Below are 26,478 nucleotides of genomic sequence, written 5' to 3' on the forward strand. Positions count from 1 at the left end.
TCCCGCCAATCCCTGTACCGGCTGCTCACTCGCCGAGCAGACGCGCTTGGAAGCGGCGCATGCCCGCCAGCCAGCGGTCGTAGTCGGCACCCTTGTGACGGTACATATCGAGGACCTCCGGATGGGGCAGGATGAGGAATCGCTCGTCCGCCATGGTGGCCAGGACCAGTTCGGCGACCGTGTCGGGGCTCAGCACCCCGCCCGATGTGGTGATCGCGCGGGTTCCGGCCCGGCCCAGGGGATCACCGGATTCCGCGGCCGCGTGCAGCAGCGGTGTCTCCACACCCATCGGGCACAGGCAGCTCACGCGAATCCCGCGATCGCCGTAGGTCACCGACAGCCATTCGGCGAAACCGACGGCCGCGTGCTTGGTGACCGAGTATGCGGCCGAACCGATTTGAGTGAGCAGCCCCGCCGCCGACGCGGTGCTGACGAAGTAGCCCTCGCCGCGCTCCAGCCAGCCGGGCACCAGCAGTCGGGCCGCGCGGATGTGGGCATTGAGGTTCACGTCCAGGGGCACCGCCCAGTCCTTGTCGTCGCCGAGCTCGACCGGACCCATGACACCCGCGTTGGCGAAATACAGGTCGACCGGCCCGAATTCGGCCTCGCAGCGAGCGATCAGCTCCTCGATGCGGGCCGGATCGGAGACATCGGCCCCGACCGCGACGGCCGCGCCCGGCACCTCCGCCTCCAGCTCCGCCACCACGGCGGCCGCGGTGTCCGGGTTCAGATCCGCGACCACCACCTTCGCGCCCGCCCGCACCAGGTGCGCGGCGATCGCGCCGCCGATGCCGCCACCACCGCCGGTGACGATGGCGTTCCTACCCGCGACCTGCACGAGAGCTCCTTCCGGCCCGGACCGACAACCGATTTCGCCGTCTCGGGCTGGCTCGGGTGCGCCGGGTAATGCGAATATGAAATCTACGTCGGATTCAAGTTGACGGCCCGGCTGGCGTCAACCAACCTGGTCACGAGGTGGAGATCGGTGCAGGGACGAGAACTCGTCGAGAACTGGAAGCGGCTGGGTAGCGCCAGCGTCGCCGCCAATGGGATCGAGCTGAAGGTGGTGGAGCACGGTACCGGCGTGCCGGTGGTGTTCTGCCACGGGTTCCCGGAGCTCGGATTCTCCTGGCGGCACCAGGTTTTCGCGCTCGCGGAGGCGGGGTTCCGGACGCTCACCCCGGATATGCGCGGGTACGGCGGCAGTTCGCGGCCCGAGCGGATCGATCAGTACGACATGCTCACCGTGTGCGGGGATCTGGTCGGGCTGCTCGACGCGTACGGGCTCGAGGACGCGATTTTCGTCGGGCACGACTGGGGCGCGTCGGTGGTGTGGCACCTGGCACGGGAGCATCCGGACCGGGTGCGGGCGGTCGCGGGGTTGAGCGTGCCCGCCACACCGCGCGCGTCGGGTCCGCCGACGGCGATCATGCGGTCGCGGCTGGGCGAGGACTTCTACATGATCTGGTTCCAGGAACCGGGCGTCGCCGACGAGGTCCTCGATGCCGATGTGCGGCGCACGCTGCTGCAGGACGACATCCTGAGCGCCCAGAACTTCCTCGACACCCACAAGCCCTTGCCGCCGCTGCCGGAGTGGCTGACCCCGGCCGAATTCGATTACTACGTCGAGGCTTTCACCGCGACCGGCTTCACCGGAGGCCTGAACTACTACCGCAATCTGGATCGCACCTGGGAACGCACCGCGCACCTGGAGGGCGTGAAAATCGGCCAGCCGTCCCTGTTCATCGCCGGATCCACCGACCCGGTCATCCAATTCACGCCCATACAGAAGATGTCCGCCGTACTCAGCGATCTGCGCGGCTCGATCATCCTCGAGGGAGCCGGACACTGGATTCAGCAGCAGCGACCCGAGGAGGTCAACGCGGCGCTGATCGACTTCGCGCGTAGCGTCTAATCCGACTTCAACCCGAGCGCATTGGCCCACAGCTCGGTCAGCGTGGCCACCAGCTTCTCGAACGGAATCCGTTGATTCTGCACGAAAACCAGGTTCGCCATGCGGCTGACCATGCCCGACAGGGCGTGCGCGGTGATCATTGGATCCAGCTCCGCGCTCGCCCGCCCCGACTCCTGCAATTCGCGAATCATGCGGGCATTGCGCTGCGCGAACGCCTTCCCCCGCTCGACACGCATGCGGCGGAAGTTCTCGTCGATGTGCGCGACCTGTTCGAACAGCGCCATGAGTCGCGCGTTTCGCTTGTAGGACAACAGGTAATCGCGGTGGGCGGCCTCGATCAACGCGCGCGGATCGGTAATGCCGCTGCGCTCCCGCACGTGCGGGTGCAGCATCTCCTCCGACACCTGTTCGACCAGGGCGGCGAAGATCTCGTCCTTGCTGTCGAAGTAGGTGTAGAACGAGCCCGAGGCCATTCCGGCGGTCTTGGAGATGTCGGCGATCTTGGCATCCAGATAGCCGTCGCGCTCGAACACCTCGCGGGCCGCGGCGATCAACGCGCTCCGCGTCCGCTCCCCGCGCTTGGTCCGCGGGGCCGTACGGCGGGCGGCACTCTCCCCTGCCATCGATTCGGACGCCAACGCTGATCACTGCCTGTCTGCTGCGGACAACTTCCCGGCAACCGTATCAACCGCGTGTCGCGGTTACCCGGCGTGTGCCGCGATCCGGCGATCGATCACCGGCAGCGCGAACTCGGCCCAGCGAATGTTCTCCTGCTCGAAGGCGATTCCACGCAGCAGGCTCAGATACGGGCCGATGCGGTCGGCCTCGGCGAGATAGGCCTGTTCGCTGCGGCCGTCGAGGAGCCGCGTGCGCAGGCGTTCGTAGCGGGCCAGCTTGGCCTTGGACCACTCCAGTTTGTCGGTGATGGCGGCGCGCAGGGCCGGGGCGTCCTCGGTCCGCATGGCCTGGACCTTGACCATCATCTCGTCGCGAATGGCGGTCGGTTTGGACGGTTCGGCGATGAAGTCGCGCAGGGCCGCGCGGCCCGCAGGGGTGATGGCGTGCAGGCGCTTGGTGGGACGGCGTTCCTGCTCCACGACGCGGGTCTCGATGAGTCCGTCGGCGGCCATCCGCTCGAGCTCCTTGTAGAGCTGCTGCGGGGTGGCCAGCCAGAAATTGGCGACCGAGGCGTCGAAGCCCTTGGCCAGGTCGTAGCCCGAGGCCTCACCCTCGAGCAGGGTCGCCAAGATCGCGTGCCGCAATGCCATTCGCTCAGGCTACTACTCAATTAATTGACTATTCCGGCGTGGCCCGGCTCGGAATGGCGGCGCGGGATCGGCGGCACCGGGGAGACTAGTGCCGTGGACGATGCCGAGCGGTTGATTGTGGTGGATGCCGCCAATGTGGTCGGATCGCGGCCCGACGGGTGGTGGCGGGATCGGGCCGGGGCGGCGCGGCGACTGCTGGCGCAGTTGGCGGTGCTGCGGGATCGACTGCCGGAGACGGTGGTCGTGGTGCTGGAAGGGGCGGCCAAGGCGGCGGCCGACGGGGATCACGAGGGGTTGCGGGTGGTACTCGCGGAGGGGTCCGGGGATGACGCGATCGTGGAGGTCGTGGCGGCGGGGGTCGAGCGGGGCGAGGTCATGGTGGTGACGGCCGATCGCGGATTGCGTTCGCGCGTGGAGGCATTGGGGGCGACGACGATCGGGCCGAGCTGGCTGTGGAACGAGCTCACCTAGCCGGTGCTCGGTGAACGGCCGGAAGATCCACCCCGACCCGACCCTGAGTGGGCATCCCCCGTCGGTGGGATTTGGGCGTGACGGTTTTTCGGTAGGTTCGGAATCGTGCAGCCGCCTTTGAACGTTCGCCTGCGCGGCGCATGCCTGATGGTGGGCGTGCTCTGCGCGTCACTGCTGGGACTGCTGGTGATGGCCGCTCCCAATGCGCGCGCCGACGGGGCGGTGAGCGGGGGTGATCTGACGGTGGCGCAGTCGCTGGGGGCCCGCGAGCTCACGGTGATCGTGCGGCGATCCGAGCCGGGGCCGTTGCGGGTCGATGTCGTGACGCATGCCGGGACGGCGGCGGGGACACTCACGCTGACCGCGACGCCGGTCGATCAGGGTGGTGAGAACTCTTCGGGCACCGTGGAACTCGGGCCCACACCCGGACCGTATTCGGCGACGCTGCGGGTCGATCATGCCGGGCCCTGGGAATTGAGCGTCTCCGACGGTGAACGGACGGCGCGGATTCCGTTCCTCGTCGCCGCGCGGGTGGTCACGCCGTGGGAACGGGCGGCCTATGGTGGATTCAGTGTGGCGGGGGTGCTGTTGCTCGTGGCATTGGGCACCGCGGTGATCTCCAAACGCGGATGGCCGACAGTGATTCCGGTGGGGGCGTTGATCGTGGCATTGAGTGTCGGTGCGACCGGTGCCGTGCTCTCCGGCCGTGCGCCGCAACCGCGTCCGGCCGGGAGTCTGCTCGATCCGACCTCGGGGAATATCGGGAATCCGTATCCGGAACGGGATTTGCCGATGACCACGAATTACTCGCGGCCACCGGTGAATCTGACCGTCGGGGCGGGGAAGAGCGGGCAGGGCACGGAAGTGCGGCTGTCGCTGACCGATTCGGCGACCGGGCGGCCGGTGGATGACCTGCTGGTCACCGACGATGCGCTGCTGCATCTGATGGTCGTGGGGCCGGATGGGCGGTTCTGGCACCGGCATCCGATCCGGGTCGCGCCGGGCGAGTATCGGGTGGAGTTGGGGCTGGGGGAATCTGGGGACTACGCGGTCGCGGCGGAGATCGCGCGGCGAGGCGGCGGGGTGCAACTGCTGCGCGCCGCACTGCACCTCGGCGCGGATCTGGTGTCGAGGGCGGACACCTCCGCGCCCGGGGTGGGCCCGGCAGCACAGACCCCGACGGATACGGGTGCGCCGACCAGCGGCCAACCGGGAACGGCGACACCCACCGGCGGGATGAATGCGGCCTCGCTCACCGTGACCGAGGCCGTCGCGGGCGAACCCACCACGCTCACAGCGGCTTTCGGCGGCTCCGCCGATCTGCAACCGTGGCTGGGGATGCTCGGCCATCTCATTGCCGTCGGCCCGCTGCCCGAGGGCGTGCCGACCGGGACCGCCGCCGCGGCCGTTCCCGTCTGGGCGCACGCCCACGCCATGCTGCCGCTGCCCGCGCTCGGTGCGCAGCCGCCCGACGAGACCGTCGCGGCCTACGGCCCGAATGTGGCCTTCACCTTCACATTTCCACAGCCCGGCCGCTATCTGGTCTGGGCCCAAGCCGAACGGGGGTACTCCGTCATGACCGTCCCCGCCACCGTCGATGTGCGGGCGGGAGGCCCGCGATGACCGCGCGCCGGTGGTTGATCGTGGCCGTCGTGGTGGTGATCGCGATCCTGGTCGCCTGGTGGCTCTGGCCGTCCGGCGGCTCGAAACCGGTGTCGCGCAGCACCGCCGGGCCCTACTTGGTGCGGTTGAAGGTCGACTCGCCGCGCACCGGCGACAACACGATCGACCTCGACATTACCGACCAGCACGGCGATGCCGCGACCCCGGATCGGGTCTCGGTGGAGCCCGCCATGCCGCAGATGGGTCACGCGCTGCCGCCCAGCACCGCCACCGCCGTGACCCCGGGGCACTATCGCGCGACCGTCAACCTGCCCATGCCCGGGCAGTGGGAGATCGCCGTGAAGCTTTCCGGCGCACCGGGATCCGGCAGCGCCACCTTCTCCGTCCAGGCCAACTGAAGCAGGAGCAGCACATGGACCTGACAGCCACCGGGCGCGGCCTCGCCCCCGATACGACCAAGGGTGCGGCGTTGGCGACCGCGCCCATTACCGTCCGACCCTGGTTACCCGCGGCCATTCTGTTCGTGGCCAGCCTGACCTTCGCCATCGGCTCGACCTGGGATATCCAGTGGCACTCCGATGTCGGGCCCGACACCTTCTTCACCCTGCCGCACCTGTTCATCTACGCCAGTGCGGCGACCGCCGGATTCACCGGGCTCACCGTCATTCTCATCACCTCGGCGGCCGGTCGGGCCGGGCGGCGGGTGGACGGGGAACTCGGCGGGCCTGGAATCCACGTCTTCGGGCGCACGTTCACCGCGCCGCTCGGGTACATGGTCGCGGCGTTGGGCGCGGCGTCGTTCCTGCTGTACGGGCTGTGGGATCTGTGGTGGCACAGCCTCTACGGGTTCGACGCGATCATCGACTCGCCGCCGCATATCGGCTTGTTCCTGTCCAGCACCGTGATCTCGGTGGGAACCGTGATCGTGTTCGCGGCCGCGCGCGCCCATACGTGGGGGCGCCTCGGCGCGCTGTTCGCGCTGGCTCACCTGGTCACCAACAGCACGGTGACCGCGCTCGCGGTGCAACGGTTGAGCAATGGGACCGTGCGCTGGACCGTGGCGGTCACCGCGTTCATGGTGATTCTCATGCTGGTCGCGGGGGCCGGATTCAGTCGCTGGGGTGCGACCGTGACCGCCGTGTTCGGGTCGGCGACGCAGGCCGTGTTCTGGTGGTTCGCGCCGTGGGCGGCGCGGGCGTACGCCGACTTCGTGGGATTGCCCATGCGGGAACACATTCGGGGGATTCCCTCGACGCCCGCGTTGATTCCGTTCGTGCTGATTCCGGTCGGCATCGTGGTGGATTTGCTGCTGCGGCGCGGCGCGGGCGATGCGGGCCGACTCGCCCGGCTGCTGCCCGCGGTCGCGGGTGCGGTCGGCGGCGCGATCATCGCCGCCACCAGCCCGGTGCAGAGCGTGCTCATCTATGAGGCTCGCTTCCATCTGTCGGCCCTGGGCGACGGCCATTTCGGGCTCGCCTCGGTCATTGTCGCCACGACCATCGCCGCCGCCGTGCTCGGCGCGCTCGGCGGATTCCTGGGCTGGCGCTTCGGCGGCATGCTCCGGCTGACCGCTCCGAGCCAGGAGGCCCTCGCATGATGAGACGACTATTCGCCGCGGCCGCAACGATTCTCGCGGTTTTCGCGCTGTCCATGACGGCCGCCGGGACCGCCTCGGCGTACGAGCCGGTCAATATCGTGCACACCGAACACGTGCAGGCCGGGCCGTATTCACTGACCGTCGGCTTCAGCCAATGGCCGTTGCGCGCCATGCAATCCCTGGATTTCACGTTCATTCCCGACGGCGGGATCGACGACAAGTCCGGCACGCTCACCGAGGTCCAGCCCAATGGCAAGACCCGGCGCGTCGAACCCCTCTCCCGCCATCCCCGCAAGCGCGAGGACTGGGGCCTCGATGTCCGGTCCCTGGATGTCCAGGGTGCGTGGACGTTCCGCTTCGCCATCGACGGGCCGCAGGGCCACGGTGTCGGCGAACTCACCAACCTGACCGTGCTCCAGCAGCCCGGGCCGCCGCTGGGACTGAGCTGGGCGGTCAGCTCCATTCCCCTGATCGGCCTGATCGTCTTCCTGGCCTACGCGTGGCGGCGCACCCGCCGCGCCGCGCCCGCGCTGCAGCCCGCGTGAGCTACTTGGCGTCGGAGTAGGACTCGACTATGGCCGTGGTGAAGGGGAATCGGACGGGGGTGGGGCCGAAGGTCAGGTGGGCGGCGGTGTGGGCCGCCGCGCCGATCATGGCGGCCACCTGCTCGGCCTCCTCGGCCGGGCAGTGGACGATGACCTCGTCGTGTTGGAAGAAGACCAGCTCGGCGCGCAGACCGGCGCGGTCGATGGATTGACGCAGGGCCGCCAGGACCAGCAGGGCCCAGTCGGCGGCGCTCCCCTGGACCACGAAATTGCGGGTGAAGCGGCCGCGGGCGCGGGCTCTAGCGGTGCCGCTGTAGGCGGAAAGGTCCGCGTCCGTACCGGATTCGTCGAAGGCGGTGACGGGTGGGCAGGTGCGGCCGAGCCAGGTGCGGACCAGGCGGCCCTCCTCGCCCGCGTGCGCGGCGTCGTCGACGTAGGCGATGGCGGCGGGGTAGCGGCGGCGCAGTTCGGCCATGTGGGTGAGGGCGTCGCCGGAGGTTTGGCCGTAGATCGCGCCCAGCATGGCGATTTTCGCCTGCGCGCGGTCGCCGCCGAAGGCTCGGGCGGCCAGGTCGGCGTAGAGGTCGTCGCCGCGGGCGGCCACCTCCATCAGGCCCGGGTCGCGGGAGATCGCCGCCAGGACACGGGGTTCCATCTGAGCGGCGTCGGCGACCACGAGCCGCCAGCCCGGATCGGCGCGGATGGCCTGGCGGACGATCTTCGGAATCTGAAGCGCGCCACCGCCATTGGTGGTCCAGCGGCCGGTGACGGTGCCGCCCGGCAGGTATTCGGGGCGGAAGCGGCCGTCGTGCACCCACTGCTCGATCCAGGACCACCCGTGCGCGGTGTAGAGGCGGTAGAGGGACTTGTAGGCCAGCAGGGGCGCGACGGCGGGATGGTCGATCTCCTGCAGCTCCCATTTGCGGGTGGAGGACAACGAGATTCCGGCGCGGGCGAAGGCCTTGATGATGTCCTGCGGCAGATCGGGGCGCACCCGCATGCCGAAGGCCCGCGACACCTCGTCGGCCAACTCCGCCATCCGCCGCGGTTCTCCCCCACCGGAAAGCCGCTCCCCCAGAACCGAATCCAGCAACTCCCGATGCAGATCCGCCCGCCACGGAATCCCGGCCCGCGTCATCTCCGTGGCGACCAGCAGCCCCGCGGATTCCGCCGCGAGCAACATCCGCATCCGCTCCGGATGCTCGGCCCGCGCCGTGCGCGCCACCTGCGCCCCATAAACCTCCAGCAGCGCATCCATTTCATCCGTGCCGGGCGGCAGCGGCACCGGCCCCGATTCGAACAACGTCGGCTCGGTATCCGCCGCCCGCAGCGGCGCATCCGCCGGAACAGCCAACCGATGCAATCGCGCCCACGCGGCCGCCAACGACCGCGGCTGCCCGGCCTGCCCTTCCTCATGACCGATCAGCAACGCCTCCGCCGCCTCCACGTCATAACACCGATCCACCCGCGCCCCCGCCTCCACCAGCCGCCGATACATCCCCGCCGTAGACCGCCACACCCACCGCTCAACCTCCGGCCGAGACCGCACCGCATCGATAAGCGACGCCTCCCGCACCACCGCCCCGACGGCCCTCCCGTCGGCATCAACCGGGCACAACTCCGCCCCACCCTCATTTGTCTCGACCACCGCCCACCGCATACCGGCGAGTCTCCCAGCAGGCACAGACAACTTCGTGCACCGACGACCCGGCGTCACGCTCCCGGGGGGTTGCGGCGGCCCGACCGCCTTTGTCACGATGGCGGCCGTATGTCGTCTGATCCAGATATCGCGCGCGACAGCCTCGACGGATTGTCCGTCGGCGACGCGCTGGGAGCTCAATTCTTCGTCCCGGGCCGTTCCGTGCCCGCCCTGCTCGCCGGAAATCCACCCGCACCACCGTGGGAATGGACCGACGACACCGAGATGGCATGCTCGGTCCACGCGGAAATCCGCGCGCACGGCCGCATCGACCGCGACCGGCTCGCCACCCTCTTCGCCGAACGCTGCGAGCCCTATCGCGGATACGGCGGCGGCACGGTCGTTGTGCTGCACCAGATTCGGGACGGGCGGCCGTGGGCCGAGGCGGCGGGCGCGGTCTTCGATGGGGTCGGTTCGTGGGGCAATGGTGCCGCGATGCGCGTCGCCCCGCTCGGCGCGTACTTCGCCGGACAGCCGGATCGGGCCGCGGCGCAGGCCGCGCTAACGGCGGAGGTGACCCATCGGCATCCGGAGGCCATCGTGGGAGCCATGGCGGTCGCTGTGGCGGCCAGCCACGCGGCAGCGACGCGCGGAAGCCGTTGCGCACCAGAGGAATTACTGGCGGCCGTCGAGCCATATCTGATCGACGGCCGGACCGCGCGCGGCATCCGCCGAGCACACGCACTGCTGGGCCGCCCCGTCGCCGAGGCCGCCTACGAGCTCGGCAATGGCGCGCAGGTCAGCGCCCCGGACACCGTCCCGTTCACCCTCTGGGCCGCCGCGACCTTCCTGCACGACTACCCCCGCGCGATCACCGCCTGCGTCGAGGCGGGCGGTGACGCCGACACCACCGCCGCGATCGTCGGCGGAATAGTGGCGGCGCACACCGGCATCGGCACACACGGTGATCGGCGCGGGATCCCGACCGCCTGGCTGGCCGCGCGGGAAGCGCTGCCGGACTGGGCTACCGAGTAACCCACCCGGGCAAGCTCAGCTCACGCTCAACCCTGCATGTTCGCGAACATGCCCGGCTCGTAGGAGCCGCCCTTCTGGTGCAGGATGACGCCCATGCGGTTGGCGGCGTTGATCATGGCCACCTGTGCCACCAGTGCCGCGGTTTGGTTGTCGTTGTAGTGCTTCCGAACCTGCGCCCAGGTTTCGTCCGAGACGCCGGTGGCGGCGTCGGCCAGGCGGGTGCCTTCCTCGGCGAGGGCCAGGGCGGCCTGCTCGGCCTCGGTGTAGACGGTGGCCTCACGCCAGGTCGCGACCAGGTTGATCCGAACCGCGGGCTCCCCGGCGGCGGCCAGTTCCTTGGAGTGGGCGTCGGCACAGAAGCCGCACCCGTTGATCTGGCTCGCCCGCAGGCTCACCAACTCCTGTGTCGACTTGGGCAGCTCCGACTGCATGATCAGCATCCCGACATTGGCCATGCGCTTGGCGAACTTCGCGCCGAACTCATTGGCGAACAGATCCATACGGGGTTCCATGATGTCGCTCTCCTCGATTCTCGATGGGACGACCAGAAGATGCCGCCAACACGCGTTCTGTGACAGCCCCACCCATGTAACCCGCGACACACGGTTCCCGACTCAGGCGTTCAGGACGCTCACGATGTATGGCGCGTATCGCATCCCGGCGCTGACTATCGGACGGTGGACCAGTAGCGTGCCGGAACGTGATGACGTATCAGAAGATTGGACGGGTTGCGGTTGCCGGGTTGGCGGTCGTGACGGCGCTCGGGGTGGCCGGGTGTGGGAGTGGGGATAAGAAGGAGAGCAAGCCGAGCAAGGTCACGACGTCGAAGGTGGCTGCGGCGCAGGGGAATTATCCGGCGGCGCCTACTGCTGCGGACCTGAATGCGGAGCTGCAGAAGGTGGTGGATCCGAGTGTGCCCAATGAGCAGAAGCTCGATGCGCTGCAGGGGATTTCGGCTGATCCGACGTTGCCGAGCCGGTTCGCCGATTTTTATCGGCAGAACAATGCGACGGTGACCGTTACCGGGGTGACCGATCTGGGTAATGGGTCGCTCACCGCCGATGCCGACGTTTCGGTCAGTGGCGGGCAGCCGCAGAAGGCCGTGGTGCCGTTCGTGGTCGAGGACGGCAAGTGGAAGGTTCAGAAGGAGTGGATCTGCAACATGCTCCAGTTGGGCAACCAGACCTCGCCCGCCTGTAGCTGATTCGGCTCGGCGCGACAGCGCGGCCCCGCGGTCGACCGGTCCGGATCGGCCGTGGGCGCGGCTCGTGCACTCGTAGGGCGAGAGCGTGCTCAGCGAGCGATTGGCGTGGCCTCCGCGAGGATTGCGTCCACCGTCTGCTCGACGGTGAGGTCGGAGCTGTCGAGCCAAAGACCGAGGGGCGGAGTGGTTTCGCGCAGGCCCGTGTCGAGGTCGGCCACGGTGAAGGTGCCGTAGGCGGTCTTGGCGCGGGCGGCCTCGCGCGCCTCGACGGCGGCCGGGCTGGGTGCGAGGACGACGACATACAGTGGGTCCGTGCGGATCTCGCCGATCAGGTACGGCAGCATGTCGCCGAGCACGACATCCTGAACGACGGCGGTGAAGCCCGCGCTCGCGTACTCGTCGGCCGTCCGCGCGGCCAGGCGATGCCGCAATCGCAATTGCGCGAGCGCCTCGGGATCCGGCTGCGGCGACATCTCTCGGCGACCGCCGACCACGAAGCGGCGGAAGACATCACCGCGCACATGCGCGGACCGTGGCAGCCGCTCCGCGAGGGCTTGGGCCACAGTGGATTTCCCGGCCGCCTGGATTCCGGTGATCAAGTAGACGGCGGGAGCGAACTCTCGATCGGAATCGGCCATGATCCGGACGCTAGCCGAATCGGCAACGCGATCGAAGCCATTATTCGCTCAGGTGAGGGCCTGTGTCGCCGAACGTAGCTCCGTCAGGGCGACGCGAACATAGGGCGCGAGCGCTATGTCACCGCGGGTGCCCGACCATTCGGCGAAGCCCTGCTTGAAGGCGAGGACGCCCAGTTCGCTGGCCAGAATCGCGACGGCCTTGGGGGTGCCGCGGGCGATCAGCGCCTCGGTCATGGCGGCGGCGAGGCCGACGCTCTTGAGCGCATCGCGTTCCTGGAGTTCGACATTGGCGGCGATGGCGGCCTGCACGCGGGGCGCGATCTCGCGGTTCATCGGGCCCATCGCGGCCGAGGCGCGGTCGAGCCCGGCCGCGACGGCTTCGAGCGGGCTGGCGGACTCGGGGGCCTCGGCGATCCCCTCGGTCAGCAACCGGCTCAACGTCTCCTGTCCGGCCACCAGCAGATCGCGCTTGTCGGGGAAGTACCGGAAGAAGGTGCTCTTGGTGACTCCGGCGCGCTCGGCGATCTGCGTCACCGTCGTCGCGTCGTAACCCTGTTCGGTGAACAGGTCCACCGCGGCCAAGACCAGCCGCTCGCGTGCTCCGGATTCCCAGCGTGCCATGCGCATCATCGTAATTGATGGGACCGTTGTCCCATCACTCTGCTACAGTGATGAGACAACGGTCCCATCACAGTCGAGGGAGTTGCCATGCACGTCTTCATTACCGGCGGAACCGGTCTGATCGGGTCGGCCGTCGTGGCCGAACTGCTCGCCAATGGCCACACCGTTCTTGGCCTTGCCCGCACCGATTCGGCCGCCGAAGCGCTCGCGGCCGCGGGTGCCGAATCCATTCGCGGCGATCTGTCCGATCTGGCGACCCTGCGCGCGGCCGCCGCCAAATCCGACGGCGTAATCCATCTGGCCTTCCGTCACGACTTCAGCACCCAGGACGCCGTGGCCGCGGCGGTGGCGGAGGAGTCCGCCGCGCTCGCCGCGCTGGGTGCGGAACTCACCGGCACCGACCGCCCGCTGGTCACGGTCTCGGGCACACCTGTGACGCCCGGCCGCCCCTCTACCGAGGCCGATCCGTTCTCGACCGAAGGACCGGTCGGCGGCCGCGGCCGCTCGGTCATGGCGGTCCTGGATTTGGCCGCCCACGGCGTCCGCAGTTCGGCCGTGCGCCTACCGCGCACCGTGCACAACGAGGGTAGGGGCGGATTCGCCGGAATCCTCACCGAATCCGCGCGCCGCACCGGCGTCGCCGGATATCCGGGCGAGGGCACGCAGCGCTGGCCCGCGGTGCACGCGCTCGATGCGGCCGTACTCTTCCGGCTGGCCCTCGAGCGCGCACCGGCCGGAACCGTGTGGCACGCGGTCGCGGACGAGGGTGACGCCGTGCGCGATATGGCGGCGGTCATCGGTCGGCGGCTGGACCTACCGGTGCAACCCGTGCCGTCCGATACCTTCGGCCCGCTCGGCGAGATCTTCGCTCTCGACCAGCCGTCCTCCAGCGCCCACACCCGAGCCGAACTCGGCTGGCAGCCCGCCCATCCGGGCCTCCTCGCGGACCTGGAGAACATCCAGCCCTGACCTGCCCCCAATGTCCCGGCCGCTCAACGGGTCTGCCCCACCGGAACACGCGATGGTCTCTGGGCTATTCGGGCACACGCGGGCGCGGGTTCGCCTAGCGTAGGCCCATTGACGTCGAGAGGGGTCGAGATGCGGGCCGGGATGTTGAGTGCGGCGGAGCTGGTGCGGCTGGTCGAGGCTGGGACGCTCGACACGGTCTTGGTGGCCATGACCGACATGCAGGGACGGTTACAGGGGAAACGTTGTTCGGCACGGTATTTCGTGGAGGAGGTGCTCGATCACGCGACGGAGGCGTGCAACTATCTGCTCGCCGTCGATGTGGAGATGACCACGGTCGACGGGTACGAGATCTCCTCGTGGGAGACCGGCTACGGGGATTTCGTGCTGCGGCCGGATCTGAGCACGCTGCGGCTCATCCCGTGGCTGCCGGGCACCGCCCTGGTGCTCTGCGATGTGGAGCAGGTGGACCCGCACGGTAAGCCCGGGCAACCGGTCGCCGCGTCACCGCGCCAGGTCCTGCGGGCCCAGCTGGACCGCTTGGCCGAACACGGTTTACACGCCTACGTCGGCACCGAGCTGGAGTTCCTGGTCTTCGACGACAGCTACGAGGCCGCCTTCCGCGGCGGCTACCGCGACCTGACCCCGGCCAATCAGTACAACGTCGACTACTCGATGCTCGGCACCAGCCGCATCGAGCCCCTGCTGCGCCGCATCCGCACCGAAATGTCCGGCGCGGGAATGTATGTCGAGTCCGCGAAGGGCGAATGCAATCCCGGTCAACACGAGATCGCCTTCCGCTACGACGAGGCGCTGACCACCTGCGACAACCACACCATCTACAAGACCGGGGCCAAGGAGATCGCCGCCCAGGAGGGCCGCAGCATCACCTTCATGGCCAAATACAATGAGCGGGAGGGCAATTCCTGTCACATCCACCTCAGCCTGCGCAATGCCGCGGGTGAGCCGGTATTCGCCGACGGCGACGGCCCGTCGGCGCTCATGCGGCACTTCATCGCCGGACAACTGGACAGCCTGCGCGAACTGACCTACTTCCTGGCTCCGAATATCAACTCCTACAAGCGATTCCAGGCCGGTAGCTTCGCACCCACCGCGCTGGCCTGGGGCCGCGACAATCGCACCTGCGCGCTGCGGGTCGTCGGCCACGGGCCATCGCTGCGGCTGGAGAATCGCATTCCGGGCGGCGACGTCAACCCGTATCTGGCCGTCGCCGCGTCCATCGCCGCCGGATTGCACGGCATCGAACACCATCTCCCCCTGGAGCCGGAGTTCCACGGCAACGCCTACCGCTCGCACCGCCCGCGCGTCCCGCGCACCCTGCGCGAGGCGGCACAGCTGTTCGGTGAGAGCAAGGTCGCGCAGAAGGCCTTCGGCCCGGAGGTGGTGCGGCACTATCGCAATGCCGCGCAGGTCGAGCTGGACGCCTACGATGCGGCCGTAACGGACTGGGAGCGGGTGCGTGGCTTCGAACGACTCTGACCCGACATCGACCGACACCGGGACGATCCGGCGGCCGATCATCGGGCTGCCCACCTATTCCGAACGCACCCGGTTCGGCCACTGGGATGTCGATGCCGCCGTGCTCTCGCGCACCTACATCGATATGACCGTGCGCGCGGGCGGCATCCCGGTGCTGTTGCCGCCCACCGGAACCCCGCGCCCCGAACTCGTCGAGCGCCTCGACGGCCTGCTGCTCACCGGCGGCGCCGACCTGGATCCGGATCGCTACGGCGCGGACCCGCATCCGGCCACCGGCGCGCTGCGACTGGACCGCGACGAATCCGAATTCGGCCTGTTCGCACTCGCGCGCGCCGCGGACATGCCGGTACTGGCGGTCTGCCGCGGCCTGCAACTGGTGAACGTCGCGCTCGGCGGCACCCTGCACCAGCACCTACCCGATGTCCTCGGCCACCGCGAACACAACCGCGCACCAGGGGTTTTCACGGTCACCACCGTCACCACGACCCCCGGCAGCCTGGCCGCCGCCATCGTCGGCCCCGAGGTGAAGGCGCACTGCCACCACCATCAGGCCATCGACACCCTCGCCCCGGATCTCGTCGCCTCCGCCCACGCCCCGGACGGCACCATCGAGGCGGTCGAGACCCGCGACGGCCCGTTTCTGCTGGGCGTGCAATGGCATCCGGAAGAGAACGCGACCGAGCTCCGCCTCATGCGGGCCCTGGTCGATCGCGCGACACAGTACGGAAAGGAACGCAACCGGTGACCACGACCGACGTCATCAATCCCGCGACCGAACAGGTGATGGCCACCATCGGCCTGGCCGACGAGGCCGCCACCGATGCCGCCATCGCGCGGGCACAGCGCGCGTTCGAGGGCTGGCGGGCCGTCGCCCCCGGCGATCGGGCCCGGTTGTTACGGCGCTTCGCCGACGCGGTCGATGCCGAGATCGAGCAGCTGGCCCGGCTGGAGGTGAGCAACGCGGGCCACACCATCGGCAATGCGCGCTGGGAGGCGGGCAATGTCCGCGACGTGCTCAACTACAGCGCGGGCATGCCGGAACGGCTACTGGGCCAGCAGATTCCGGTGCCGGGCGGGGTGGACATCACCTTCTGCGAACCGCTCGGCGTGGTCGGCGTCATCGTGCCGTGGAACTTCCCCATGCCCATCGCGGGCTGGGGCTTCGGACCCGCGCTCGCCGCCGGGAACACGGTGGTGCTCAAACCGGCCGAGCTCACCCCGCTCACCGCCATCCGGCTGGGCGAGCTGGCCCTGGAGGCGGGCCTGCCCGAGCATGTGTTCCAGGTGCTGCCGGGCAAGGGCTCGGTGGTCGGGGCCCGGTTCGTCACCCATCCGGCCGTGCGGAAGGTGGTGTTCACCGGCTCCACCGAGGTCGGCAAGCAGATCATGGCCGGGTGCGCCGCGCAGGTGAAGCGGGTGACCCTCGAATTGGGCGGCAAGAGCGCCAATATCGTGTTCGCCGACGCCGATCTCGAGAAGGCGGCCGCCACCGCACCGTACGGGGTGTTCGACAATGCCGGGCAGGACTGCTGCGCGCGTTCCCGAATCCTGGTGCAGCGCAGCGTCTTCGACCGCTTCCTGGAACTGCTGGAACCGGCCGTGCAAGGTGTCGTGGTGGGCGATCCCTCCGATGCGACCACCGAAATGGGTCCGCTCATCTCCGCCGCGCACCGCGACCGCGTGGCCGGATTCCTGGAGCCGTCCACCAAGGTGGCGTTCACCGGCACCAAACCCGAGGGACCCGGATTCTGGTTCCCGCCAACGGTCGTGCTGCCCTCGGGCCCCGAGGATCGCATCCTCACCGAGGAGGTTTTCGGCCCGGTCGTGACGGTCCTGCCGTTCGAGGACGAGGCCGACGCGCTGCGCCTGGCCAATGCCACCGAATACGGCCTGTCCGGCTCCATCTGGACCTCCGATGTCGGGCGCGCCCTGCGTGTCGCCCGCGGTGTCGAGGCCGGGAACCTGTCGGTGAATTCGCACTCCTCCGTGCGGTATTGGACCCCGTTCGGCGGCTTCAAACAGTCCGGGCTGGGCCGCGAACTCGGCCCGGACGCCGCGCGCGCGTTCACCGAAACCAAGAACGTCTTCCTCGCCACCGAGTAAGATCCGCCACCCATTCGAAGGAGATACGTTGCAGCGCTTACAGGATCGAGTCGCGGTCGTCACCGGCGGCGGCAGCGGCATCGGCCTCGCCACCGTCCGGCGCTTCGCCCAGGAGGGCGCGAAGGTCGTGGTCGCCGATATCGACGCCACGAGCGGTGAGGCCGCCGCGGCCGAGGTCGGCGGGCTGTACGTGAAGGTGGACGTCACCGACGAGGATCAGGTGAAGGCGATGTTCCAGACCGCCGTGGACACCTACGGCGGACTCGACATCGCCTTCAACAACGCCGGAATCTCTCCGCCGGAAGACGATTCCATCCTCACCACCGGTATCGAGGCGTGGAAGCGGGTGCAGGAGGTCAATCTGACCTCGGTCTACCTGTGCAGCAAATACGCCATCGAGCACATGCTCGAGCGGGGTAAGGGGTCGGTCATCAATACCGCGTCGTTCGTCGCGGTCATGGGCGCGGCCACCTCGCAGATCTCCTACACCGCCTCCAAGGGCGGTGTGCTGTCCATGAGCCGGGAGCTCGGGGTCCAGTTCGCGCGCCAGGGGATTCGCGTCAACGCGCTGTGTCCGGGACCGGTCAACACTCCCCTGCTGCGGGAACTGTTCGCCAAGGATCCCGAGCGGGCCGCGCGCCGACTGGTGCACATTCCGGTCGGCCGGTTCGCCGAGCCGGAGGAAATCGCCGCCGCCGTGGCCTTTCTCGCCAGCGACGATTCCTCCTTCATTACCGCGTCGCAATTCCTGGTGGACGGCGGCATTTCCGGTGCGTACGTGACGCCGATCTAGTCAGGCGCTGACGGGGGCTTCGGTCCCCGGCGGCTCCTCCACGGTCCGCTTCGGCCCGGTGAACCAGCGCCGGGCCGAGGCGAACCACCAGATGGCGATCGCGCCGACCACGCCGACCAGGGTGATCGGCGCGTAATTGACCGCGTTCCAGGTGAATCCGTCCACCCACGGATAGCCGTGGTCATCGGTGGGCAGGATGAACAGCAGGCTGATGAACACGATCCAGATCAGGGCGATGACGCCGATCGGGCGGTACCAGCGGCCCAATTGCCAAGGGCCACGCTGGAATCGGTCGCCGTGGCGCAGGCGCAGCAGCACCGGCAAACCGTAGGCGATGTACAGGCCAATGGTCGCCACGGAGGTCGCGGCGGCATAGGCGGTCGGGGCGTTGGCCTCGGGCACCAGCATGGACGGGATCAACAGGATGAACGCGAAGACCGATACGAACAGGACCGCGTTCACCGGCACCCTGCGCGAAGACAACGCCGACCACAGCTTCGACCCGGGCACCGCGCCGTCGCGGGAGAAGGCGTAGAGCATGCGGGACGCCGCGGTGACCGAGGCGTAGCCACAGAACAATTGGGCCACCGCCGCGATGATCAGCAGGAAGCCCGACCAGAACGAATTCAGCGAGTTCTGCAGAATGTAGATGACCGGGTAGCCGCTGTTCTTCGTCGAATCCAGGGAATCATCCAGATTCGGGATCGCGAATGTCACCGCCAGAATCAGCAGATAGCCCGCCACGGCCGAGACGATGATCGTATTGATGATGCCCTTGGCCGCCATTCGTGAGGCATCGTGCGTCTCCTCCGACATGTGCGCCGAGGCGTCATAGCCGGTGAACGTGTACTGCGCGTGCAGCAGCCCGAGCAGGAAACTGAAAGCGACGCCACCGAATCCGATCGCGCTGTTGTCGACGGTCTTGGTGAACACGAAACCGATGCTCTGATGGTGATTCGCGCCGAACCCGAGCACCAGCACGAACAGCGCGACACCGCCCACATGCCACCAGGCCGACACATTGTTGATGACCGCCGACAGATGCGGGCCGATCACATTGAGCACCGCGTGCAGCACCAGGATTCCGGCGAACACCATGAAGATGGCATTGCGGTCGGTGCCGATATCCCAGCCGATCACATTCAGCACCACGGTGGTGAAGATCGCCGCCCCGTAATCGATGGCCGCGGTCACCGCGATCTGCCCGATCAGATTGAACCAGCCGGTGAACCAGCCCCACACCGGTCCACCCAACTCCGCCGCCCACCAGTACAGGCCGCCGGAAGTCGGGTAGGCGGAAGCCAATTCGGCCATGGCCAAGCCGACGAACAACACCATCACCGAGACCAGCGGCCACCCCCACGCCATGGTGATGGGCCCGCCGTTCTGCAATCCGATCCCATAACTCGCCAGACCGCCGGTCAAAATCGACACGATCGTGAAACTGATGGCGAAGTTGGAGAATCCGGACCAGGACCGCGCCAAATCCTGCTTGTATCCGAGTTCGGCCAGCCGTCGTTCATCATCGGATTCCGATTGGGTTGCCGTCATGCTCGCTCCCGAGTGAAAACGCCGCCCTCACACGGCGTTTGCCAGGAGCCCAGTGTGCGGCACGCCGCCGACACGCGCAGCCCAACGCAGAATTTGGCAGGCCGATCAGTCTGCTCGGAGACCGGCGGCGGTGACGGTGACCAGTCGGGCGACGGCGGCCTCGGAGGTGGCGTCGGCCGCCGCCGACAGGGCGTGCAGGCAGTAGGAGGCCAGCTCCGCGGGCGGGGTGTCGGTGCGCAATTCGCCTGCGGCGGCGGTCTCTTCGATCAGCTCGCGGATCAACTCGCGAAGCTGGTTCTGCGCGTGGACGATCTGCTCGTCGGGATGCAGGAAGGTCACCAATTCGCGGTCGTGAGCGCCGGTTTGGTGCGCGATGCGGGCGTACGCGGTGAGCACGGCGATCAGGCGGTCGCGCGCACTCCCCTGTCCGTCGCGCGCCTGGACCAGGTCGGCGAGATGCGCGTCGATGCGGCGACCGTGCCAGGTTCGCAGAATCGTCTCCACGTCCGGGAAGTATTTGTACAGCGTCGCCCGCCCGATCCCGGCCCGCTCGGCCACCTGCGACATGGTCACCCCGCGCAGGCCCTGTTCGAAGGCCAAGGCCGCCGCGGCATCCAGGATCGCATCGGTCACCCCGCGACGATGGGCGTCGATCGTATCGTTCCACAGCTTCGGCACCCGACAACCATACAGACTGACCGGCCTATAGACACACACTCTTGACCAGAGACACAGTGTCTCGATAAATTCAACGCATGCCCACCGATCCCCACCCCGAATACCACGACCCCGACGCGCCGGACACGCTGTACGCGACCAAGCCGCCCTGGGATATCGACCGCCCCCAACCCGCCTTCGCGGCCCTTGCCGAATCCGGCGCACTGCGTGGCCGCGTCCTCGATCTCGGCTGCGGCACAGGCGAACACGCACTCCTCGCCGCCCGACTGGGCCTGGACGCCACCGGCATCGACCAGTCGGCGCAGGCCCTCGACCTGGCTCGCGCCAAGGCCGCCGAGCGCGGGTTGAAGGCCACCTTCCGCCGCCACAACGCCCTCGACCTGTCCACCCTGGGCGAAATCTTCGACACCGTCCTGGACTGCGGCCTATTCCACCTCTTCGAGGGTGACGCCCGTACCGCCCTGGTCTCCGGCCTCACCGCCATCGTCAACCCCGGCGGCCGCTACTTCCTACTCGGCTTCAGCGATCGCCAACCCGGCGACTGGGGCCCACACAGGCTCTCCCGCACCGATATCGAATCCGCCTTCCCCACCACCGACTGGCACCTCGACTCCCTCGACCCCGCCACCCTCGACATCAACCCGACCCCCGTCCCGGTCGCCGCCTGGCTCGCCGCCCTAACCCGCCGCTGATCCCCATGCCCCTCGAATCCCGCGTCCCGGTCAGGCGAGACCGGCTCGGAGGACGAGGATTGCTATTTGCGTGCGGTTTTCGAGGGACAGTTTGGCGATGATGCGGCTGATGTGGACCTTGACGGTGGATTCGCTCATGTGGAGGGTGCGGGCGATTTCGGCGTTGCCTGCGCCGGTGGCTACGGCGAGGGCTACCTCGCGTTCGCGGTCGGTGAGTTGGTCGAGGCGGGAGAGGGCGTCGGGTTGTTGGGATGCGGGGCCCTGGGTGAAGGCGGTGAGCATGCGTTTGGTGATGGCGGGGGCGAGGATGGCGTCGCCCGCCGCGACCACCTCGACGGCGCGGGCCAGTTCGCGGGGTGGGGTGTCCTTGAGCAGGAAGCCCGCGGCACCGGATTCGAGGGCGGCGTAGACGTATTCGTCGAGGCCGAAGGTGGTGAGGACGACGACCGCGGGCGGGTCGGCCAGGGCGCGGACGCGGCGCGTCACCTCCAGGCCGTCCACGTGCGGCATGCGGATATCGGTGACCACCACGTCGGGGCGATGCTTGTGGACCAGGTCGACAATGGCGCGGCCGTCGGCGTCCTGGGCCACGACCTCGATGCCGCCGCCCGCCTGAAGAATCATGGCTATGCCGGAGCGGACCAGTTCCTCGTCGTCGAGTAGCACCACCCGGATCACGCGACCTCCCTCATGACGGCGTCATTCGTTGCTCGAATCCGGCTCGGCGAGCGGGAACGTCGCGTGCACCACGTACCCGCCACCCGCCAGTGGGCCGGAATGCAGGGTGCCACCGGCCAATTCGACGCGTTTGCGCATGCCGAGCAGTCCAAAGCCGGACCCCTGGGCGGCCAAGGGCGTGTTGTCGCCGTGGCCATTGCGGACGTCCACATCGAGCACGCCGTCGACCACCGCGAGGGCCGCGCGCACCTCGGCACCGGCCGCGTGCTTGGCGGCATTCGTCAACGCCTCCTGGACGATTCGATAGGCGGCGCGGCCGATAGGGCCCGGCACCGTCGGCAGTTCCTCGGGCATCGACAGCTCCACCCGCTGCCCGGCCGCGACCGCGTCGGCGACGAGTTCGGGGATCGCGGCCAGGTCGGGTGCGGGACGCAGCAACTCGCGGTCCGTCGAATTCCGTTGCGGCACCGTGTCCGCCGGTTCGCGCAGGATGCCCAGCAGCTCCCGCATCTCGGTCAGGGCCAGCGAGCCGGTGGTGCGGATCGTCCCCGCGATCTCGGCCGGTTTGCCGTCGGAGGACACCTCCAGCGCCCCCGCGAGCACGGTGATCTGCGAGATCCGGTGTGCCACCACGTCGTGCAGTTCGCCCGCGATGCGCAACCGCTCCGCCTCGACGGCCGCGGCGGCGCGCAGATCGCGTTCGCGTTCGGCCTGCTCGGCGCGCTCCCGCAGGGCGACAAGGGTTTCCCGGCGCTGACTGGTCCACAGACCTAGCAGCAGCGGCACGGCGAACACGACGGCGACGATCGCGGCGCGGCCGAAGAACAGGGCCGGGTAGGTGCCCGCACCCCACGGCACCGTGACCGCGATCAGGGCGGCCAGCGCCGCCAGCCAGGTCGGACGCCGATTGCCGTAGCGATGGGCGACGCTGTAGATGGCCAGCAGCACCGGCGCGACGGCACCGGCGAGGACCTGACCGAGCACCGCGGCCGCCAGCACGGGCAGCGGCCGATAGCGGCGGAACAGCAGGATGACGCCGACCGCGATGGCCACCGGCGGACCCGCCGCGGCGGGCAGCAGACCCAGCGGCGAGGTCTCCACCTCGGACAGCCCGATACTGCCGAAGGCCAAGGCGAGCACGGCATCGACGACCCACCTCGCGATCCGCCGTGTCCTGCTCACCCAGGCAACCCTAGTCGGCGCGGCATCCTCACACGTCACGGCGCGCGAGCAGCACGACACCGGCCGACAGCAAACCGGCGGTCAACGCGAATAACGGCAGCATCAGCAGCACCGGATTCCCCGTCCCGGGCTGCACCGCCTGCCCGGCGGACAGGAACGGCATCAGCTTCGAACTCAGCCCGGCCAGCACGCCCCCGACCTCCACCACGGTCGGGAAGGCGACGGCCGCGACCATGGCGACGGTGGCGTTGCGGGTGAGGGCGGCAACCCCCAGACCCGACAGTGCGGCCAGCGTCACGTACACCGGCACGGCCGCGAAAGCCCAGACGGTGTGCGACATTTCGCGCGGCATTGTCGAGACCAGGCCCTGCACGAGCACGGTGATACCCACCAGCGCGGCCCCGTACAGCGCGGACAGCCCGCCGACGGTCAGCGCCTTCGCGGCCATCACCCGGCCCGGGCGGCGCACCGTGAGCATGGTGGTGGTGATGGTGCCGTAGCGGTATTCGTGCCCGAAGGCGTTCACCGCGACGGCGGTCGCGAACAGCGCGGCCAGCACCAGCGGCAGGCCGTGGATCGACGCCACGAATTGCTCGGCGGGCGTGGCGTAATCACGGCTGGCGGACAGGTAGGCGATGAAGCCCTGCAGCGCGAGGCCGACCGCCAGCAGCACCCAGGTGGAGCGCACGGTGGCCAGGCGGGTCAGTTCGTAGCGAATGGCATTGGACATGACGGGAATTCCTGTCGGCGTCAGGCGGCGTGGCCGCGGAACTGGGCGGAGTCGGCGGTGGCGTGGAAGAAGGCGTCCTCGAGGCTGGTGCGCGCCTGGGTCAGCTCGGTGACCAGCAGGCCCGCGCCCAGGGCGAGCTCGGCGACGCGCTTGCTGTCGTGACCTTCGACCACCACCGCGCCACCGGGCTCGACGTGAGCGCGGAAGCCATTGCGGCCCAGGATCTCCGCGAGCGCCTCCGGGCTGTCCGTGCGCGCCACGATGCGCTGGGCGGAATTGCGGCTGACGAACTCCGACACCGATTCCGCGGCCAGCAGTCGGCCCGCGCCGATGACGATGAGCGAATCCGCCAGGTGCGCCATCTCATTGAGCAGATGCGACGACACGAGAATGGTTCGGCCCTCGCGCGCGAGCCCCTTGAGCAGATCGCGCAGCCACCGCACACCCTCCGGGTCCAGACCGTTGGCGGGTTCGTCGAGAATGAGCGTGGCCGGATCGCCGAGCAGCGCCGCGGCCAAGCCCAGCCGCTGCTGCATGCCGAGACTGAAGCCACCGGCCCGCTTATCGGCCACATTGCTCAACCCGACCAGTCCGAGCACCTCGTCGACCCGGCTCGGGCAGATGCCCGCCCCGGCCGCGATCATGCGCAGATGTCCCAGGGCGGTGCGCTTGGGGTGGACCGAGCGAGCATCCAGCATCACGCCCACCGACCGCAGCGGATCGTCGAGTTCGGCGTAGGTCTGCCCGTCGAACAGGGTCCGCCCGCTGCCGTGGTCGAGCCCGAGCATGAGCCGCATGGTCGTCGACTTGCCCGCGCCGTTCGGGCCGAGGAAGCCGGTCACCACGCCGGGTCGCACGTCGAAGGACAGATTGTCGACCGCGGGGACGTCCCCGTAGCGCTTGCCGAGTCCGCGCGCCTGAATCATCCATTCACCTCGTCCTGGGTCATTGCTTCACCTTGTTTCGGAGGGGCGACGCCCGTTGCGTCACCGTGTCGCCTTCGACAATGCGGTGTTCGCAGCTCCCGAACATCAGACGACGGCACACGGCTGGCTAACACTTTTGGCTTACCCGGGGTCGCGACGACCTCTTGCTCGGTTGAGCAAACCGGCGTACGTTTTGCTCATGCAAGCAAAAATCGACTCGGGCAAGCAACAGCCGGATCGGACCTTCACCGAGACCGCCCGGCGCGCCCAGATCGTGGACGCGGCCATCGAGGTCATTGCCGAGCAGGGGTACGCGAACGTGTCCTTCGCCAAGATCGCCAAGCAGGCCGGGCTCAGCAGCACCGGGATGATCTCCTACCACTTCCGGGGGAAGGGCGATCTGATGCGCGAGGTGGTCGGCCGCATCATGGCGACGGCCGCCGAGTACGTGGGCGCGAAACTCGATGCCGAGCAAGGCTATCGAGGTCGCATGGCCGCGTTCTTCGGCGCGAATCTGGCGCTGGCCGACGAATACCCCAAGCACGTGCGGGCACTGTCGAACATCGTCGCGAATGCCGGGACCGATGACCCGCACCTGTTCGGATTGCTCGACCAACTCGGTTCCGTGCAGGCCGCCCAGGTGGAGATCCTGCGGGCGGGCCAGCGGGAGGGGGTCTTCCGCGACTTCGATCCCGTCGTGATGATCACCGCCATTCGCGGCTCCCTCGACGCGGCGATTGCCCGTGCCGCCCACGATCCCGGCTTCGACACCGCCGTCGCCGCCCGGGAACTCGCCGAACTCTTCGACCGCGCCACCCGCAAGGACGCTTGATCATGTCTCAGCCCGCCACCCCCGCCCAGACCGTCCCCACCGATGCCCAGAAGCGCGCGGCCCTGCGCAAACACATTGCGCGCCAACTACTCCTGGAGCTGATCCTCCCCCTCGGCGCGTACTACGGACTGCGCGCGGCCGGTGTGAATCCCTGGGCGGCGTTGGTCGCCCCGGCCCTGCTCACCCTCGGCTTCCTCGCCTACGACGGGCTGCGCCACCGCCGCGTCGACGGGGTCGCGCTGTTCACGCTGCTCATGATCGTGGTCGGCACCGCGGTCTCCGTCGTCACCGGCGACCCCCGCACCCTGCTGGTGCGCGACAGCTGGCTCTTCGGCGCGATCGGGGTGTGGATTCTGGCCACGCTGTTCACCCAGCGACCCATGATGCGCAGCGTCGCCCGCACCATTGTCACCGTCAAGATCGGGGAGGCGGGTTATCGGGAATGGGATGCGCGCTGGGACAACGATTCTCGCTTCCGCCATAATCTGCGCGTGCTGTCCGCGGTGTGGGGTGCCGGGTTCGCCCTCGACGCCGTCATTCGGATCGTCGTCGCCTATTCGCTGCCCCTGGACGCCATTCCCCTGGTGACCACCCTGCAATGGCTCGCCGTGCTGGCGGTGCTGATTTCCTTCCATATCGTCTACGTCAATCGCAACGGCCTGAAAGTCTAGGGCCGAAAATTGCGTTAGCCCCCTCGACAAAACTCTCGCCACCAGCCCGAATAGTGATACGTTTTCCCTATGGCCGAATCGGTCGGGTAAATCGTTGCGCATCAGGGAGATGCCGTGTCCAGGTCTGTGAAAGTTACTACCGCATGGGTTTGCGGGGGGATTCTCGGGATTGTTGCCGGTTTGTTCGGAGCGGGCGGCGCGCACGCCGACGACTCCGGCGGTCCGGCTCAGGTCGGGGACGCCGTGTATTTTTCGCTCGACCAGTGGAACTGCTCCATCGCCGGAAACGGCGCGGTGGGCTGTGATCTCGCGGTTCCGGCCGCCGTCATGAATGTGCTGTACGCCGGAGCGCAGGTGCCATTCCCGAATGTGCCTGCCATAGTTATCGATTCGACGGCCACGCCCGCACATCCGGAGTGGAACTCCAATGGCAGCCATACGCTGCCGGGCGGGAATCCGGGTTTGACGGCCATCACCCAGGTGAGCGGACACGATCCGCGGTACTCCATCACCTATGCCGGGGCGACCTGTCAGGTCACCTTCAATGGCTCGGCCGTGTGTAGTTCGATGGGGCACGGGTTCAGCCAAAGGGGACCAGTGCCTTTCGGCTACTGATCCCC

Annotated in this window: 30 protein-coding genes; 17 read left to right on the forward strand and 13 right to left on the reverse strand. The window is 68.5% G+C overall.

Going from position 1 to position 26,478, the window contains the following annotated elements:
- Positions 1-25: 25 nt before the first annotated feature.
- Entirely contained in the window at positions 26-838 is an 813-nt protein-coding gene (locus VMT40_RS27220) for an SDR family oxidoreductase (protein WP_326361617.1), read from the reverse strand.
- Positions 839-985: 147 nt separating this feature from the next.
- On the opposite strand from VMT40_RS27220, the gene VMT40_RS27225 reads away from it, so the two are divergent.
- A complete protein-coding gene (locus VMT40_RS27225; protein ID WP_326361618.1) occupies positions 986-1,915 on the forward strand; it encodes an alpha/beta fold hydrolase in 930 nt (309 codons plus the stop codon).
- On the opposite strand, the gene VMT40_RS27230 is transcribed toward VMT40_RS27225, so the two are convergent.
- On the reverse strand, positions 1,912-2,538 hold the full coding sequence (locus VMT40_RS27230) for a TetR/AcrR family transcriptional regulator (protein WP_326361619.1): 627 nt from the start codon (positions 2,536-2,538) through the stop codon (positions 1,912-1,914). The genes VMT40_RS27225 and VMT40_RS27230 overlap by 4 nt on opposite strands.
- 78 nt (positions 2,539-2,616) lie before the next feature.
- Positions 2,617-3,183: a PadR family transcriptional regulator gene (locus tag VMT40_RS27235; RefSeq protein WP_326361620.1), complete on the reverse strand. Its 567-nt coding sequence runs from the start codon at positions 3,181-3,183 to the stop codon at positions 2,617-2,619.
- A 93-nt stretch (positions 3,184-3,276) separates the two neighbouring features.
- Here VMT40_RS27235 and VMT40_RS27240 point away from each other — a divergent pair, with 93 nt between their 5' ends.
- The 5 genes from VMT40_RS27240 (at position 3,277) to VMT40_RS27260 (ending at position 7,419) form a co-directional block, all read left to right on the forward strand.
- On the forward strand, positions 3,277-3,654 hold the full coding sequence (locus VMT40_RS27240) for an NYN domain-containing protein (RefSeq protein WP_326361621.1): 378 nt from the start codon (positions 3,277-3,279) through the stop codon (positions 3,652-3,654).
- 105 nt (positions 3,655-3,759) lie between these two features.
- Positions 3,760-5,277, forward strand: a complete 1,518-nt coding sequence (locus VMT40_RS27245; protein WP_326361622.1) for a hypothetical protein — start codon at positions 3,760-3,762, stop codon at positions 5,275-5,277.
- Complete coding sequence (locus VMT40_RS27250) at positions 5,274-5,675, forward strand: FixH family protein (protein WP_326361623.1); 402 nt, start codon at positions 5,274-5,276, stop codon at positions 5,673-5,675. The genes VMT40_RS27245 and VMT40_RS27250 overlap by 4 nt, the downstream gene beginning before the upstream one ends.
- 14 nt (positions 5,676-5,689) lie before the next feature.
- The gene (locus VMT40_RS27255; RefSeq protein ID WP_326361624.1) at positions 5,690-6,874 is read left to right on the forward strand and encodes a hypothetical protein; all 1,185 of its coding nucleotides are present in this window, start codon (positions 5,690-5,692) and stop codon (positions 6,872-6,874) included.
- Positions 6,874-7,419 carry a hypothetical protein gene (locus tag VMT40_RS27260; protein ID WP_326361770.1) on the forward strand — a complete coding sequence of 182 codons (546 nt, stop codon included), beginning with the start codon at positions 6,874-6,876 and terminating at the stop codon, positions 7,417-7,419. The genes VMT40_RS27255 and VMT40_RS27260 overlap by 1 nt, the downstream gene beginning before the upstream one ends.
- A 1-nt stretch (position 7,420) precedes the next feature.
- Here the strand turns inward: VMT40_RS27260 and VMT40_RS27265 are convergent, their stop codons facing one another.
- Entirely contained in the window at positions 7,421-9,079 is a 1,659-nt protein-coding gene (locus VMT40_RS27265; protein ID WP_326361625.1) for a bifunctional 3'-5' exonuclease/DNA polymerase, read from the reverse strand.
- A 108-nt stretch (positions 9,080-9,187) separates the two neighbouring features.
- Here VMT40_RS27265 and VMT40_RS27270 point away from each other — a divergent pair, with 108 nt between their 5' ends.
- The gene (locus VMT40_RS27270; RefSeq protein WP_326361626.1) at positions 9,188-10,093 is read left to right on the forward strand and encodes an ADP-ribosylglycohydrolase family protein; all 906 of its coding nucleotides are present in this window, start codon (positions 9,188-9,190) and stop codon (positions 10,091-10,093) included.
- Positions 10,094-10,119: 26 nt separating this feature from the next.
- Here the strand turns inward: VMT40_RS27270 and VMT40_RS27275 are convergent, their stop codons facing one another.
- Entirely contained in the window at positions 10,120-10,605 is a 486-nt protein-coding gene (locus VMT40_RS27275) for a carboxymuconolactone decarboxylase family protein (protein ID WP_326361627.1), read from the reverse strand.
- Positions 10,606-10,796: 191 nt separating this feature from the next.
- Between VMT40_RS27275 and VMT40_RS27280 the strand changes: the two genes are divergently transcribed.
- Positions 10,797-11,297, forward strand: a complete 501-nt coding sequence (locus VMT40_RS27280; protein WP_326361771.1) for a hypothetical protein — start codon at positions 10,797-10,799, stop codon at positions 11,295-11,297.
- Positions 11,298-11,386: 89 nt separating this feature from the next.
- On the opposite strand, the gene VMT40_RS27285 is transcribed toward VMT40_RS27280, so the two are convergent.
- Together VMT40_RS27285 and VMT40_RS27290 are read right to left on the reverse strand one after the other, a co-directional pair.
- On the reverse strand, positions 11,387-11,935 hold the full coding sequence (locus tag VMT40_RS27285; protein WP_326361628.1) for an AAA family ATPase: 549 nt from the start codon (positions 11,933-11,935) through the stop codon (positions 11,387-11,389).
- Between the two features lie 48 nt (positions 11,936-11,983).
- On the reverse strand, positions 11,984-12,556 hold the full coding sequence (locus tag VMT40_RS27290; protein ID WP_326361629.1) for a TetR/AcrR family transcriptional regulator: 573 nt from the start codon (positions 12,554-12,556) through the stop codon (positions 11,984-11,986).
- 87 nt (positions 12,557-12,643) lie between these two features.
- Here VMT40_RS27290 and VMT40_RS27295 point away from each other — a divergent pair, with 87 nt between their 5' ends.
- The 5 genes from VMT40_RS27295 to VMT40_RS27315 all read left to right on the forward strand — a co-directional run bounded on the left by VMT40_RS27295 (position 12,644) and on the right by VMT40_RS27315 (position 17,918).
- Positions 12,644-13,525 carry an SDR family oxidoreductase gene (locus tag VMT40_RS27295; protein ID WP_326361630.1) on the forward strand — a complete coding sequence of 294 codons (882 nt, stop codon included), beginning with the start codon at positions 12,644-12,646 and terminating at the stop codon, positions 13,523-13,525.
- Positions 13,526-13,654: 129 nt separating this feature from the next.
- Complete coding sequence (locus tag VMT40_RS27300) at positions 13,655-15,022, forward strand: glutamine synthetase family protein (RefSeq protein WP_442790064.1); 1,368 nt, start codon at positions 13,655-13,657, stop codon at positions 15,020-15,022.
- The gene (locus VMT40_RS27305; RefSeq protein ID WP_326361631.1) at positions 15,003-15,767 is read left to right on the forward strand and encodes a gamma-glutamyl-gamma-aminobutyrate hydrolase family protein; all 765 of its coding nucleotides are present in this window, start codon (positions 15,003-15,005) and stop codon (positions 15,765-15,767) included. The genes VMT40_RS27300 and VMT40_RS27305 overlap by 20 nt, the downstream gene beginning before the upstream one ends.
- Entirely contained in the window at positions 15,764-17,125 is a 1,362-nt protein-coding gene (locus VMT40_RS27310) for an aldehyde dehydrogenase family protein (RefSeq protein ID WP_326361632.1), read from the forward strand. Before VMT40_RS27305 ends, VMT40_RS27310 begins: the two co-directional genes overlap by 4 nt.
- Position 17,126: 1 nt before the next feature.
- Positions 17,127-17,918 (forward strand): 3-oxoacyl-ACP reductase, encoded by a 792-nt coding sequence (locus tag VMT40_RS27315; RefSeq protein WP_442790065.1) that lies wholly within the window; start codon positions 17,127-17,129, stop codon positions 17,916-17,918.
- On the opposite strand, the gene VMT40_RS27320 is transcribed toward VMT40_RS27315, so the two are convergent.
- Entirely contained in the window at positions 17,919-19,469 is a 1,551-nt protein-coding gene (locus VMT40_RS27320) for an amino acid permease (RefSeq protein ID WP_326361634.1), read from the reverse strand.
- A gap of 105 nt (positions 19,470-19,574) precedes the next feature.
- Entirely contained in the window at positions 19,575-20,102 is a 528-nt protein-coding gene (locus VMT40_RS27325) for a TetR/AcrR family transcriptional regulator (RefSeq protein WP_326361635.1), read from the reverse strand.
- A 122-nt stretch (positions 20,103-20,224) separates the two neighbouring features.
- On the opposite strand from VMT40_RS27325, the gene VMT40_RS27330 reads away from it, so the two are divergent.
- Positions 20,225-20,839, forward strand: a complete 615-nt coding sequence (locus tag VMT40_RS27330) for a class I SAM-dependent methyltransferase (protein WP_326361636.1) — start codon at positions 20,225-20,227, stop codon at positions 20,837-20,839.
- A 30-nt stretch (positions 20,840-20,869) separates the two neighbouring features.
- On the opposite strand, the gene VMT40_RS27335 is transcribed toward VMT40_RS27330, so the two are convergent.
- From VMT40_RS27335 to VMT40_RS27350, 4 genes are read right to left on the reverse strand one after another with little or no spacing between them, the layout of a single operon-like run.
- Complete coding sequence (locus tag VMT40_RS27335) at positions 20,870-21,517, reverse strand: response regulator transcription factor (RefSeq protein WP_326361637.1); 648 nt, start codon at positions 21,515-21,517, stop codon at positions 20,870-20,872.
- Positions 21,518-21,538: 21 nt separating this feature from the next.
- Entirely contained in the window at positions 21,539-22,699 is a 1,161-nt protein-coding gene (locus VMT40_RS27340) for a sensor histidine kinase (RefSeq protein WP_326361638.1), read from the reverse strand.
- Between the two features lie 28 nt (positions 22,700-22,727).
- Positions 22,728-23,429: an ABC transporter permease gene (locus VMT40_RS27345; protein WP_326361639.1), complete on the reverse strand. Its 702-nt coding sequence runs from the start codon at positions 23,427-23,429 to the stop codon at positions 22,728-22,730.
- A 20-nt stretch (positions 23,430-23,449) separates the two neighbouring features.
- The gene (locus VMT40_RS27350) at positions 23,450-24,355 is read right to left on the reverse strand and encodes an ATP-binding cassette domain-containing protein (RefSeq protein WP_326361640.1); all 906 of its coding nucleotides are present in this window, start codon (positions 24,353-24,355) and stop codon (positions 23,450-23,452) included.
- 199 nt (positions 24,356-24,554) lie between these two features.
- Here VMT40_RS27350 and VMT40_RS27355 point away from each other — a divergent pair, with 199 nt between their 5' ends.
- The 3 genes from VMT40_RS27355 to VMT40_RS27365 all read left to right on the forward strand — a co-directional run bounded on the left by VMT40_RS27355 (position 24,555) and on the right by VMT40_RS27365 (position 26,473).
- On the forward strand, positions 24,555-25,187 hold the full coding sequence (locus tag VMT40_RS27355) for a TetR/AcrR family transcriptional regulator (RefSeq protein ID WP_326361641.1): 633 nt from the start codon (positions 24,555-24,557) through the stop codon (positions 25,185-25,187).
- Positions 25,188-25,189: 2 nt separating this feature from the next.
- The gene (locus tag VMT40_RS27360; protein WP_326361642.1) at positions 25,190-25,858 is read left to right on the forward strand and encodes a VC0807 family protein; all 669 of its coding nucleotides are present in this window, start codon (positions 25,190-25,192) and stop codon (positions 25,856-25,858) included.
- A gap of 180 nt (positions 25,859-26,038) precedes the next feature.
- The gene (locus VMT40_RS27365; RefSeq protein ID WP_326361643.1) at positions 26,039-26,473 is read left to right on the forward strand and encodes a hypothetical protein; all 435 of its coding nucleotides are present in this window, start codon (positions 26,039-26,041) and stop codon (positions 26,471-26,473) included.
- Positions 26,474-26,478 lie beyond the last annotated feature (5 nt).

It is taken from the genome of Nocardia sp. CDC160 (assembly GCF_035818795.1).
Taxonomy (GTDB): Bacteria; Actinomycetota; Actinomycetes; order Mycobacteriales; family Mycobacteriaceae; genus Nocardia.